Here is a 13208-nt window from a genome sequence, read left to right on the forward strand (position 1 = left end):
TTTTAAACCGCCTTTTTCCCAAATGATAGTTTCAAAGAAAGGGGAATAGGTGTTTGCATTGATTGTAGCACCCTAAGTAGATAAAAACAATAAATTTCAGAAAAATGAGAAATTGGATGCATGCTAAATAATGACAGATAAGAAAATTAGCGCGTACAATTCTGTTCAACTAGGTAATTAGTTACAGTAACATCAAGGATGCACCGGTCTTGTAAATGCAGCCTGTTTTCTACCCTCTGTTACAGGCAGATGAGGGCAGTGCGTTTCGACAAGTGCATACACTTCCCCAACAACTCCTTCAAGAGTAGAAATGCTTTCCTCCGGGCTGTCTGTAAGAACCGATGTGAACCTTTCATATAATTGATCGGGCACGATTTTCATTTCATCTGTGCTCTGCTTCAGCCATTTGAATGCAGGATGATGAACATACATGCCATTCAAACCAAATAAAATGCCGAGCATTCGTTTTTGAACCGCTGTCATCAAATCATAATACATGAGCCAATCTTTACGAGCCAGCAGGGCTTTGCGGTTATTCCACCGGCTTCCCAACTCAAGGTTTTCGATGATCATATTTTCAGCCAGTGCCGCCGGGTAAGCCGTCACTTCTTCTTTTAACGCAGACAGCGTTCGTTCTTCCTCAAACAGGATCTTTCCGTCTTTAAGTGAAGCAGCCAGACATTGAAAATCATAGTTTGTATTTGCCTGCTGAACGACCTGTTGAAGAACTTCCTGAATGGTACTTACAAGGAAGCTGCTGATTTCAAATTTTACGCCATCGACAATATAAGTTTCCGCCCACTCTTCTTCTTCGTATGGATGAAAATCAATGATCTCGCCGTTTACCTTTTCAATGGGCTGAAGACGATCTCTGTCTCTGGGCGGTTTCTTCCACAAAATATGGAGCTCAATATCAGAATGGCTGTCATCCCAGCCACGTGAAACCGAGCCGGCAAGTAAAACACCTGCGATGTTTTCATTTTTTTGGTAGATCTCTGCCATTTTATCGGCACGATTTGTTAATGATAGCATGTTCTCTTTCCTTTCAAGCCATAATAGAAGTTGCTCTACTTTGTATTCGGGTATCTTCTGAAAATTCCTTCTTGGGTTGAAAGAAAGGCCCCGTGCCTATACTATTGAATAGGGAAATAGAAAGGAGGCGTTAGTGAATTGAAACTTTTTTCACATAATGACCTGGATGGAAAATCCTGCGGCATCGTGGCAATGCTTGCAATCGGAGAGGAAAATGTAGAGACCTTCTACTGTTCACACGAAAACATCAATCGTCGTGTGGCCAATTATATACAATTGGAACAACACAAGAATACTCCTGTTTACATAACGGATATCGCAGTGAATGACGAGGTGGCCCGCCAGCTGGAAGAGGAATTTGAAGACGGACGGGAAATTCAGCTGATCGACCACCATGTTACTGCCGACCACTTTAACGGCTATGAGTGGGGCTTTGTTGAAGCAAAAAAGGAGGACGGAAAGCTTACCTCTGCCACTTCACTTCTTTATGAGCATTTTATTGAAAAGGGACTTCTGAAAGACGGAGGGGCGCTAAAGGAATTTGTTGAACTCGTCAGACAATATGATACCTGGGAATGGTTTGAGAATGAAAATGAGGATGCCAAGCGTCTGAACGACTTGTTTTTCCTTCTTCCTCAAGGACAATTCGAAAAGGATATGATCGAACGTTTAAAAACAGAAGAGCACTTCCGTTTTTCACAAACCGAAGAAACCATTCTTCAGCTTGAGGAAGACAGCAGAAAAGCGTATATCAAGAAAAAGCAGCGGCAAATGGCTGAAACATGGGATTCGGTATACGAAACCGGGAGCGAACCTTACCGAATCGGCATCGTTCATGCAGAAAGCCATCACTCGGAGCTGGGTAATGAATTGAATCGTGAAAATCCCCATCTGGATCTAATCGTGATCCTGAACATCGGGGGCAAAAGAGCAGGATTCCGTACCATTTATGATCATGTGGATGTATCCAAATATGCAGCGCAATTTGGAGGAGGCGGACATCCAAAAGCTTCAGGCTGCACACTTACACCTGAAGGGTTTCAAAGGTTTGTTCTCCCCGCTTTTGAAATTCCGCCACGTCGGCCCGATGCACATGACAACGAACAAAATGTTAAAGAAAATGAAAAAGGAACCATTTTCATTAACCATAAAAAAGAGTCAACGATCGTTTTCAGGGACAGCGATCAACAATGGAAACTTATTCATCATCATCAGCCTGCTTCGGAAACTTTTTCTGATTTTCAATCGGCAGAAAACTACGTGAAACGTCAATACAGTTCATGGCTTTTAAATGACGACAAAGCGGTCGAATATTTAAGCAACCGGCTTCATATACCATTTGAAGAGACATCGGCAAACTACAGTGAAATGCTGGATCGTTTCCGATCTCATCTCAACAAAGCATAAATCTAAAAGCGCACCGGCAATAGTGAACTGCACCCCCAATTTTAGACACACTCTAAAATTGGGGGTGCAGTTCATAGCTGGTGCGCTGTTTTATTGCTATGAAAGAAAAGCCAGTATATAAATGTGCCATCCCATCAAAAGCAGATAGACACCGAAAGCAAGATACACAAAGATGCTGTACTTGCCGCGAAGCGGCAGAAACGACAAAAGAATAACGAGCATCGAGAATAGAAGCTTTACTCCCAAAAACGCCAAAGGATGAAAATGATAGAGAAGCCTCATAATCGGGTTTAACTCTCTTCCTCCCCGTTCGAGCAGCCTGAACGTTAAAAACGCATCCGCAACATTAAACACGGCAAGCAAATAGCAGATCCACTTGTACAATTTCATCGGCTGCGCCACTCCTCCCACTGCCCCAAAGCATCTCATCAGCATTTCTTTCATTTTCTCAGATGCTTCTTACTATCACAAATGGTTTATGGGTAACGCATTACTTCCATAGAAACTTAAATGCCTGATATCCAAAATAAATGCCAAAGCCAATTAATGATATACCCGAAAGACGGGAGATCATGCTAAGAAGTGTATCGGCAAGGAACCGGCGAAAACCGCTGGCAACCAGCGCCATCGTAAAGTCCCATAATAAAATGCCGCCAAAAATTGCTGAGCTGTGCAGAATAAGCTGCTCCGTTTGAGAAACGGCAGCGGTTTCCGCAAGGACCGATCCGTATATTCCAAGCCAAAACAAAATGGTAAGCGGATTGGTTAATGACATAAAGAAGCCGGAAAAAAAGCATTTTCTCATTTTTTCCTGTTCTTTTTTTTTGGAATGTACCATTACTGCCGAACTCCTGAAACTCTCAATCCCGGTATAAATCAGAACAAAACACCCAAACAACCATAGAAAGGCCTTTATCATCGGCGCTTCCAAAAAATGAACCAGCCCCATATAAACCAATGCCATATAAATGGCATCTGCGGTGGTAGCACCCAGCCCTACCATCCAAGCATGCCAAAACCCGCTGCGAATGCCTTTATCCATTTGAGCAGCGTTAATCGGCCCGATTGGTGCAGCCAATGATAGTCCCAAGAGCATATATTTTATCAATATTCCCACTTCAGCCCTCCGCCTGTTTTTTTGAATTAATACAAGTCTATTCAAGCCAAGAAGGTTGTACGACCTTTTTTGAAAAGGAAATTGGGAAAGAACGAATAACAAATTTCTCCAAAACGCATGTTAATGATAAAGAAGAAAAGGAGCCAAGTGTAAATGGACGATCAACACCTGTACACCCAAGCTTTAGAAAGTGTGGAAAATGCGAGAAAAGCCATCGAAGATGCACAAGGAAGCAACAACCCCTCAGAATTCCAGCAGGCCAAACAACTTCTCGAACAAGCCCATGAAAGGGTACAGCAAATGCGCCAAACCGATGGATTATCAGAGACACATGCCCAAAAGCTGTTTCATGCCCATGAACACCTTCGCCATCTTCAGGAAACAACAAACGCCATTGAAGCAACCCGTTATGAATAATCCCGCCGCGTGGAGGAAGGAAGAAATGACACATGCAGAAAAATAAACCCCCGGTCCTTGCCATCGTCGTTCCATGCTACAACGAAGAAGAAGTGCTTATGATTACCGCACGGGAACTGACAGCCGTCGTTCAGGGGATGATATCAGAATCGCTGGTTTCCATGGAGAGCGCCATTCTTTTCGTGGATGATGGCAGCCAGGATAAAACATGGGAGCTCATCACCGCCATGCATAAAACCAACCGGCATGTCAGCGGGGTCAAGCTGGCAAAGAATGCAGGCCATCAAAACGCTCTGCTCGCGGGAATGGATCAGGCCAAAAATTTTTCAGACTGCATTATTTCCATTGATGCCGACCTGCAGGATGATGTTAATGTCATCCGCGAATTTATCCTGAAATACCGGGATGGTTATGATGTCGTTTACGGAATCCGGAGTCAGCGCAAAAGTGATACGATGTTCAAACGACAGACAGCACAAGTTTTCTATAAGCTGATGAGTAAATTGGGCGTTGAACTTATCTACAACCATGCGGATTACCGTCTCCTCAGTAAGCGGGCTCTCAAGGAACTTGAACGCTACGATGAAAGGAATTTTTTTATGAGGGGCATTGTTCCTCTTATTGGCTTTCCCTCTGCCCAAGTCTATTACGACCGAAAAGAAAGGGCCGCAGGAGAATCAAAGTACCCCCTTGGTAAAATGCTTGCTTTTGCATTTGATGGAATAACATCTTTCAGCATCAAACCGATCCGCTTTCTTACCGCTTGCGGCTTCTTGTTTTTTTTCATCAGTGCGGCTGCGGGACTCTTCGCCCTTTTTCAAAAAATGAACGGATATACGGTTCCCGGATGGACATCTATTGTCCTCTCTCTCTGGCTGATCGGCGGACTGCAGCTGATGGCGATTGGGCTCATTGGTGAATACGTGGGAAAAGTATTTAAAGAAGTGAAGAAAAGACCACGTTATTGTATTGAAAGCGGCCTCCACCGCACAGCACTTCATCAGAAAAGAACATCAGAAACTCCGCTGCGGACCAGACTGAGATCAAGCAGAAAGCTCTCTTAATCGGTGTAGGCTTTGAAGGTAGAGGGTATTACGAAAAAAAGGAGTTTATTTAATGGGAGATAAAAAAGAAGAAAACATGATAAACCAACCGGAAACAGAAAATCGCAGTGAGGAATCAGGACTTAATGAGGTTCTTGAAATGATCAATGCCAAGGGCAATGCCCGTAAGATAGAAGATGCCGTAAAAGACGAGGAAAATAAAGAATGAAAAAAAGGAAGCTGGCCAATTGTGCCAGCTTCCCTTTTCTTTGATTATGCAGCAACATCTCTTTTTTTGAATAAGGAAAGCGCTACAAACAGTACAAAATAGACCGCGAGCATTGCCAAGGAAAATTCAGGGTCATTCCCTTTGTCAGAGGTGTTCCATCAAAATATTGCTTTAAATCCACGTTGGCAAACAGGATATATTACATCCATTCGTACTTGGACAACAGCTGGACCGCTACGGTGCCTGACATCGATAAAAAGATAGAGAATCCAATGGCCAGCGAGCTATTGCGGAAGATGGTGGACATCATGAAAGCAAAGGTTGCCATCATTAACAACAGAATGCTCGCAAATCCATATTCTTTCCACATGTGCCATATCATGTTTTCCTCAATCACTTTTCCGCCCGCATAGCTTATTTGTATCCATGGGCTTTATATTATGGGTGACACGATATTCGTTAATTGCGATATTCCGCTCATAGTGGCTTTTCATCATCGTCTCTTTTTTAATCTCTTTTTGCATGGAAGCATTCTGTTCTTTCAGCTCCTGTTTCCAATTCAGGGTTGGATGCTCCCAAGAGCGCTTGAGCTTTTATAGGGAAGGTATGAACAGAGGATGGGATAGGCAGTATGGAGGATTCTTTTATTCTCTCGATCCAAACAAACAGCCAATAGACCATGGCAAGAATCATTGGGTCGTTGCAGAGACTTTATCTGCCTCTGCTCCGTTTGCCCGACGCACTGGACAAGCGGAATTTAAAGAATGATAGGGAAACGTGTTGTCCTATGCCTCCCAGAACTTTATGGATCATGAACATGGCGGCTGGTACAAGCTGCTTAACAGGGAGAACCAGAAATCAGTGATAAGAAATCAACGGCCCCCAAAACAGATTACCATCCTGTATCCGCCTTTTATGAAATCATTAAAACGCTTTAATAGAAAAAACCGGCGATCCAATCGAGATCACCGGCTTTTTTGATGTTATAAGGAAACTTCCTCCCTGGCAAACAGGTGTAATGCATTGCTGACTTTTCCGAATTCTGAGGCATGCGGCCTGTCCTCTCCATCTCCATACCCGTAATCCACCATCCGGTTCCGGTTCAGGCAGAGTTTTGTGAGTTTGGGCTGAAAGAAATCAAACAGTGCAAACCGTTCTTGCAGGTGTGGAAATCTATCCTGATAGGCATAAATTTCTTCAGCAAGAAGCCGCCAGAACGATGTTTCCTTTAGAAGGTCGTTCTTTACAAGCAGATCCGCCAAATAACGAAGATGGCAGATAAACAACCCTGTGAAAATAAATTGAGTCAGCCCTTCCGGCGGCTCGCTGCGCAATACCGCTTTCAGCTCCTGCCCAAGAGACTCCAACTCTGCAAATGGCTGGTCGCTGATGTTCACATCATCGACAAAATCTTTAATCGCAAGACGGTGAGGCTTGTATTTCTTCAGTACAAGGATCGTATTCTGGCCATGCGGAGAAAAAACGGTGCCATACTGATACAAGTAATGAAGCAGCGGCGGCATAACCACATGAAACATTTGCCTGATCCATTCCTCCGGAGATAATCCTGATTTCTCCATCAGGCTTTGCACATATGGCTTGCCTGAAGCATCAGCGTGCGCCAGCGCCGCCAGCGTAATCGGACGCTCACCTTCCTCTGTATACATATGAATGCTTTCCCTCCATATCACACCAAGCATTTCAAGATATTGATAAGGGGCTCCCTTTAACTCTGAAAAATGATATTGATCCACATTGATGCTGGCATTCTCCCCGGGAAGAATTACCCGGCACTCTTCCTTTAAAAATCGGTCTTGATCAGCTATGCCTTTGATAAACTCAGTAATCTTGGGGGCAATCACCGTTCGTTCAGCGGGTAATCCACGATATACGAGCGTGTTCAAAATGCTCATCGGAAGCTTCACATGTTGCTTCATTTTTTGTGACGTGTTAACAAACGTACGGATGGATTGCTGCGGAAGGTATTGGTCCGGGCCATCTCCCAAAGGAACGATGATCTTTGCAGCCAGTTCATGTGCAAAATTCTGGATGATCACGTTTTTCCATTGCCATTCATGTACGGGCATATAGAAATATTGACTGTGGTCACAGCCCTCTGCCGCTAGACGCTCATGAAAGGAATGGAGTGTCTCTTGATCAAGTTCAGACTTCAACAGAGAATCATAATCTGCGCCTGCAACCGATTGGTAGGAAGCTTTCTCCTTTTTAACAGCGATCCAGGATAACTGTACCTTCTGCTGGTTTTCCGGCGCATACATCAAATAATCATCATATCCGAAGCCGATTCTGCCCTTATTGTAAGTAATCCATGGATGCCCTGTCATTTCCCCTTCCAGCTCTTCATAGCCCAGTTCAGCCAGCTCGTCCGCACTTTTTGTATGATTGACCATAAGATTCACATCAGCAAGCAGTGTCGCGTTCAATTCTTTGATCAAGTGTCCTGCTGTTTCTGCTGACATCCCAATGGATTGCTGAATATCTAGGATAAACTGCACGGCACTGTCTGCCGGCTCCCAGCTGTTATTGCTGTATTTTTCGATAGTTTTGCAGTCTACGGAATAGCTGTTGAACAAACGAGGCTCTGCTTGAAACCGGTATGGAACCCACTCGCCGATCTTTAATAGATAGGTGTTTCCTTCGACCTGTTCAGGATAAATCATATCCTCATACATATATTCGGCGATCATCTTGGCGAGCAGCCTTTGGTTGGCATCAACCCATTTCTCGCGATTCAGATTTTGCTTTAGCTCTTCAACAAAAAACATGCGTGTGTCCTCCTCTGCTGGTTGGATCTTTTGGTCCGGCTTTTTGCGTCGTTTCACCCATAAACTGTTGAAATATATTTTTCTTTTCAACCCGATACAACGGCTTTTCCGCAATGGCATTCAATATCACTGCATTGCGGTAAGCACCAAGTCCAAGATCAGGTGATCCCACTCCGTGTGTGTGCATTTCTCCGTTTTGAATAAAAATCTCGTTCTTTGTATGCAGGTGGGTTTTCAGACAGTACTCCCGTTCAATCTGGAATCTTCCCTGATCGTCAAATTCAATATAATCTTCCAGTCCACTAAGAAAGGATGGGATTGCCGGTTTATAGCCGGTAGCCATAATGACCACGTCTGATTGCTTTTGGAAGACTTCTTCCGTCATCCATTGCCGGCAGTGAAGCACGTGAGTGGAATCCGATTGATCGATTCCCGTGACCTCCACCATGGGCTGGAGATGGAAAGAGGTTTCTTTTCCAGCTGCTGATTTTTCGTAAAGCAGATCATAGATTTCACCAATGGTTTCTGCGCTGATGCCTTTATACAGCAGATCCTGCTGAGCCAGAAGCGCATCCCGTTTCTCCTGAGGAAGAGCATAGAAAAAATCAATGTAGTCCGGTGAAAAATATTCAAGTCCCAGCTTCGAATATTCCATGGGAAAGAATCCTTTTGAACGGGTCAGCCAGTTAAGCTGACATGCCCCATTGTCTATGCTGCGGGCAATATCAAGAAAGATTTCGGCCGCGCTCTGTCCGGATCCCACCACTGTGATGGAACTGACGCCAAGCATTTCGTCTTTTCTTTTTAAATACTGTGATGAATGGAAGACTGATTTGCCTGAGAACCATTCCGCATGTGGCGGCAGATAAGGCTTCGTCCCGATTCCCATGACCAGGTTGCGTGCGAGTACCGATCTTACTTGATCCGTCTTTTCGTCCCGTACATAGACTTTATAGAGAAAGCCGTCCTCCGATCCAAATGGCAGTACTTCCTCCACCTTCATGCCAAATCGGCAGGACGATAGCTTACGGGCTGCCCACTGGCAGTAATGATTGTACTCATTTCTCGGAATATGAAACTTTTCCAGAAAATAAAAGTGATATAAACGACCCTGCTCGTGGAGATAAGAAAGAAAGCTGAATGGATTCGCCGGATCGGCCATACTGACCAGATCTGCCAGAAACGGCACCTGAAGGGTAGTCCCTTCGATCAGCATTCCCTCATGCCAGTTAAATTCACTTTTTTGTTCAAAAAACAGGCAATCAAGCCCGGTTCCTTCAGCCAATGCTGCCATTCCTAAATTAAACGGGCCGATTCCAATTCCAACAGCATCATAGATGTGCCTTTGCTCTTTCCTTGGCAAGGTAGCTCCACCTCCTGTGAAATTCGTCTTTTGTGCAAATCATTAACAGCGCCGTTTTATCCGGCAGCTCGATCGGTTGGATTGCGCGAAAACCGCATTTTTCAAAAACATGTATCATTTTCTTATTCCGAATATCCGGTTCCGCAATGACTTTTTCTGTGTCCGGCTCCTGAAACTGACGCCTTACCATCGCCTTCAGCAGAGGCAACGAATACCCTTTGCCCAAATCCTCCTTCTCTCCGATCAAAAGATGAATGCCCTGATCAAAAGGAGCGGATGGATACGCGTTTTCCACCACATCTCCTTTTACCCAGTACGCTTCCCAGTAGCTCATCGGCTTGTCGTTTATACATCCGATATAGAGAGTTTGGTGCGAATGTGAAAGGGCTTTTTCCAAATGCTTATAGTAGATTTCTCTTGGTCCGTCGAGCTTCCAGAAAGGAATTACGTGCTCTTCGTTCATCCACTTATGAAGAAGCTCGGCGTCTTTTTCAAATTTCACGCGCCGGAAGGAGATCCGGTTTTTGAGCGCATCGTCGAATGTTTCAAATTCATACACCATATGTGACCCCTGCCTTTTGTGCAATTGGATTGATTACATTTACATATACCGATTGCTCCTCCAGTGTTCCGACAAGCTCATCCTTGTCATGAAGTCTTGTCAACAGGTTGGCTTTGCACGGCAGGACCTGTTCATTGAGCAGGCTTTTCACCAGCTGACCCGCTCCGTTTTCTTTGTGGCGGGCGAGAGATTTTCGCAGAATATCAAGTAAGGCTGTTTCATCTGCAAGTCCTGCCGTTCCGAATCCGTTGATCAATCCAAATAGATGATTAAAAATGAGATAGTATCGAAATCTCTCCTCTGCCGTGGCGTCAGAGCAGATGGTTTCACTTTTGCGGTTTAAACCGGGAAGAAGCTGCTTCAGTTTGTGTGCCTTGGATTCCGCATAATAGTAACCCTGGTTGTCTCTGTAATAAAACGCAGCTGGATACCCGTTATCCGAAAGCTGGACGATGGAATTTTGCTGATGTGCCTCCAACGCTAACCCGTATTGCTTATACAGCCACAGCATCGGTTCCAGAGAAAGAGCTAAGTAGGTTTCAAACCAATTGGTACTGACTTCTTCTGTCGTTCGGCTTTCTTTTTGTGCGATCGATTGTATGATCGAGAACAACCGGTTTTTCCTGCCGTATGGATGATCCTGGCACAACCCCGCGATCAGGCTGGCATTCCGTTCATTTTGATAAAAAGGATTTTCCCGAATGACGACTTCAAACCCTGATTCCTCTTCTCCTGCCCGAACAGAAAGATAGGCTGGGTCTTCAACGATTCGAAAACCGGGATAACAATTTTTAAGCTCAGTCCCCAGTTCCGTATGCAGCAGGCGGGATATTTCGACTCCCCGTTCAAGCTCTTTCGGTTTATTGGCTCTTAGTGAATTGGTAATCTTGACAGGCACTGAGAACTTAAACATGTACTTGAAATTCCTGCGGTACACCGTCCTCAGTGAGGATGTGGGTGTAAACGGACTTCCCGTACAGCCGACATCAACAATCTTGCCTTGCTCAATCAGTTTCCGGACAGCTGGCTGAACAACTAACTCTCTTGCCTGAAGCGGATGGGACGGCACGAGATGGAAGTCCTCATCCATACAATGCTCCACTACAAATTCGTGGGGCACGGCAGGATCATCCAGAAGCATGCGCCTTACAAGTTCCACCGCAGAATGGCTCAACGTGGAATCTTGAAGAACGAGAGAACGATGGATCTTAAAGTAATACAGCCGAAATTCTCCCTTAAATTCTGGTGAGTAGATCATTTCCTCCCCGGGAAGCATCCCTTGTTTGCTTTTGGGTGTAGGATGAAGCAGATGGCCCAGAAGAAGGGATTGTTCCGCTTCAATAAACATAAACTCCTCTTCTGTTAACTTCCCAGCATCAGCAAATCTCTGTTGAATCGTCTCCTTCATATTCTTGCAGCTCAGTATGACGCGAAGAACAAGCTCGTCTCCCGCATCTTCTCTGCCTTGCCTCAGCAAGAGCTCTTTAGCGAGCAGTGAAACCAGACTGAGGTAATCAGCCGGAACAGGTTTCCCTCCTCCTTTGCTTTGATACATGATGGGAAACGAAAAAAGGTGCCTTCCTGTCGGAGACCAATACTTTACTGGAATCAAGACCTCAATGTTTTGGTTCTCCAACGTGCTGATCCAGATCATGCCCGCTTTCTTTTCATTCGAATCTCCCGTCTCACGCAAGTAACAGTTCAGAAAGCTTTGTATGGTCGCCTGCTCTGCAAGCTGCTTGCTGTTCACGATGATTTCCCTTCCCTTCTATGTATGGTTTCGCCCAATTCAGCAATGTCGGCGATCAATTTCTTCATGTCTTCCATGGTTACTCGTGGATTAAGCAATGTAAATTTAAGATACAGCTCTCCCTCATGCATGGTTTTCGCCAACATGGCTCTTCCGCCTTGAAGAAGCTCGCTATGAATCTGTTTGTTTAATGCATCAAAGTTGTTTTTAAGAAACGAAGGTTCATAGCGAAAAACAACCGCGTTAATTTCAGGTTCGGCATTTATAACCTTAAAGAATCTGCTTTCCTTCATAAGCTGTGCTGTTTTCCTTGCTAGTTCAATGGTATGGTCGATCATCTCTCCAAAAAGATCCAATCCCACCGCCCGGAGGGACATAAACAGTTTTAAGGCATCAAATCTTCTGGTTGTCTGGACCGACTTATTGACAAGGTGGAGCAATCCTTCCTCCTCGTCCTGTTCAGGATTCAAATAATCGGCATGGTAGCTGATATGTTTAAATTGCTTCCGTTCCTTTAACAAAAAAGCACCGCAGCTGATCGGCTGAAAAAAGAGTTTATGAAAATCGGCGGTGATCGAATCGGCTTGTTCTATTCCTCGAAGCCGGTGATGATCATTATGGCTTAGCATGAGAGCTCCTCCGTAGGCTGCATCCACATGAAACCATAAGCCGTTTTCCTTCGCTGCTTTTGCCATGTGAAGAAGTGGATCAATACTTCCAAAATCGGTAGTCCCGCACGTCCCGACCAGTGCATAAGGCAGCAGATTTTCAGCTTTCAAGATTCGAAGTTTCTCTTTCAGATCTGTGAGAGACATTCGTTGATGGCGGTCGGTGCTCACCAGTATCACTGCGTCTTCACCAAGGCCCAGCTGTGAAGCGGATTTTTCCACCGTAAAATGAGCGGCTTCCGAGCATAGAATCCGTAACCGGCGAGCTTCAGGGGGCAAGCCCTTCTTCTGTACATTCCAGTTCCATTGCTTTTCGCAAAATGCATCCCTTGCGAGCAGAAGGCCCATATAGTTCGATTGTGTTCCTCCGCTCGTAAACGTTCCATCCGCGTTTTCTCCCAATCCAAGGCGGTTGCAAAGCCAGTCAATCAACTCTTGTTCAAGATAGGTGGCGCTTGAGCTTTGATCCCATGAATCCAGAGATTGGTTGGCCGCACTGATCACCATTTCAGCCGCAAGGGCAGGAACGAGCGGAGGACAGTGAAGATGCCCGATGCATGCTTTATGATTCACCTGGATGCTGTGAAGAAGCAATGTCGCCACATCCTCCAATACCACTTCAAGCGGCTGGCCTTTTTCTGTAGCCAGTTTCATTTCTTTAACCGCACGTTGAATCATCTGTGGCGTTTCTCCGGAAAAGGGCCCTCTCGCTTGAACCGACACATCCGCAACTACCTTCTTTGTCTGATCGATCGCCTGAAGGTAGGCATCCTGGCCGCTCATCCCCTCCTTGATAAACAAGTCATCAAATTTTAGATTAACAACTGTAGTCAT

14 protein-coding genes are annotated in these 13208 nt (G+C 45.0%); 5 read left to right on the forward strand and 9 right to left on the reverse strand.

Annotated features, from left to right (window positions below):
- Positions 1-192: 192 nt before the first annotated feature.
- Entirely contained in the window at positions 193-1032 is an 840-nt protein-coding gene (locus tag DMO16_RS08240) for a DUF4037 domain-containing protein (RefSeq protein ID WP_129476635.1), read from the reverse strand.
- A gap of 138 nt (positions 1033-1170) precedes the next feature.
- Here DMO16_RS08240 and DMO16_RS08245 point away from each other — a divergent pair, with 138 nt between their 5' ends.
- A complete protein-coding gene (locus DMO16_RS08245) occupies positions 1171-2439 on the forward strand; it encodes a DHH family phosphoesterase (RefSeq protein WP_129476638.1) in 1269 nt (422 codons plus the stop codon).
- 96 nt (positions 2440-2535) lie between these two features.
- Here DMO16_RS08245 and DMO16_RS08250 read toward each other — a convergent pair whose 3' ends face one another.
- Together DMO16_RS08250 and DMO16_RS08255 are read right to left on the reverse strand one after the other, a co-directional pair.
- Positions 2536-2874 carry a DUF5658 family protein gene (locus tag DMO16_RS08250; RefSeq protein ID WP_206738076.1) on the reverse strand — a complete coding sequence of 113 codons (339 nt, stop codon included), beginning with the start codon at positions 2872-2874 and terminating at the stop codon, positions 2536-2538.
- Positions 2875-2929: 55 nt separating this feature from the next.
- A complete protein-coding gene (locus DMO16_RS08255) occupies positions 2930-3556 on the reverse strand; it encodes a LysE family transporter (RefSeq protein WP_129476641.1) in 627 nt (208 codons plus the stop codon).
- A gap of 153 nt (positions 3557-3709) precedes the next feature.
- Here DMO16_RS08255 and DMO16_RS08260 point away from each other — a divergent pair, with 153 nt between their 5' ends.
- Genes DMO16_RS08260 through DMO16_RS24195 form a run of 3 tightly spaced genes read left to right on the forward strand, consistent with a single transcriptional unit; the run spans position 3710 to position 5245 of the window.
- Positions 3710-3973, forward strand: coding sequence for a hypothetical protein (locus tag DMO16_RS08260; protein WP_129476644.1), 264 nt, complete (start codon positions 3710-3712; stop codon positions 3971-3973).
- Positions 3974-4005: 32 nt separating this feature from the next.
- Complete coding sequence (locus tag DMO16_RS08265) at positions 4006-5037, forward strand: glycosyltransferase family 2 protein (RefSeq protein ID WP_061968535.1); 1032 nt, start codon at positions 4006-4008, stop codon at positions 5035-5037.
- A 52-nt stretch (positions 5038-5089) separates the two neighbouring features.
- Positions 5090-5245, forward strand: a complete 156-nt coding sequence (locus DMO16_RS24195; RefSeq protein WP_156412552.1) for a hypothetical protein — start codon at positions 5090-5092, stop codon at positions 5243-5245.
- A gap of 199 nt (positions 5246-5444) precedes the next feature.
- Here the strand turns inward: DMO16_RS24195 and DMO16_RS24850 are convergent, their stop codons facing one another.
- A complete protein-coding gene (locus tag DMO16_RS24850; RefSeq protein ID WP_241840497.1) occupies positions 5445-5615 on the reverse strand; it encodes a hypothetical protein in 171 nt (56 codons plus the stop codon).
- A 236-nt stretch (positions 5616-5851) separates the two neighbouring features.
- Between DMO16_RS24850 and DMO16_RS08275 the strand changes: the two genes are divergently transcribed.
- Positions 5852-6013 carry an AGE family epimerase/isomerase gene (locus DMO16_RS08275; protein ID WP_164988884.1) on the forward strand — a complete coding sequence of 54 codons (162 nt, stop codon included), beginning with the start codon at positions 5852-5854 and terminating at the stop codon, positions 6011-6013.
- 215 nt (positions 6014-6228) lie between these two features.
- Here DMO16_RS08275 and DMO16_RS08280 read toward each other — a convergent pair whose 3' ends face one another.
- From DMO16_RS08280 to DMO16_RS08300, 5 genes are read right to left on the reverse strand one after another with little or no spacing between them, the layout of a single operon-like run.
- Positions 6229-8031, reverse strand: a complete 1803-nt coding sequence (locus tag DMO16_RS08280) for an IucA/IucC family protein (protein WP_129476650.1) — start codon at positions 8029-8031, stop codon at positions 6229-6231.
- Positions 8018-9325: a lysine N(6)-hydroxylase/L-ornithine N(5)-oxygenase family protein gene (locus DMO16_RS08285; RefSeq protein ID WP_241840660.1), complete on the reverse strand. Its 1308-nt coding sequence runs from the start codon at positions 9323-9325 to the stop codon at positions 8018-8020. The genes DMO16_RS08280 and DMO16_RS08285 overlap by 14 nt, the downstream gene beginning before the upstream one ends.
- A 37-nt stretch (positions 9326-9362) precedes the next feature.
- Complete coding sequence (locus DMO16_RS08290; protein WP_129476656.1) at positions 9363-9956, reverse strand: GNAT family N-acetyltransferase; 594 nt, start codon at positions 9954-9956, stop codon at positions 9363-9365.
- Positions 9946-11709: an IucA/IucC family protein gene (locus DMO16_RS08295; RefSeq protein WP_129476659.1), complete on the reverse strand. Its 1764-nt coding sequence runs from the start codon at positions 11707-11709 to the stop codon at positions 9946-9948. The genes DMO16_RS08290 and DMO16_RS08295 overlap by 11 nt, the downstream gene beginning before the upstream one ends.
- A complete protein-coding gene (locus DMO16_RS08300) occupies positions 11703-13208 on the reverse strand; it encodes a pyridoxal phosphate-dependent decarboxylase family protein (protein ID WP_129476661.1) in 1506 nt (501 codons plus the stop codon). The genes DMO16_RS08295 and DMO16_RS08300 overlap by 7 nt, the downstream gene beginning before the upstream one ends.

Source organism: Fictibacillus sp. S7, assembly GCF_004127935.1.
Taxonomy (GTDB): domain Bacteria; phylum Bacillota; class Bacilli; order Bacillales; family Fictibacillaceae; genus Fictibacillus_C; species Fictibacillus_C enclensis.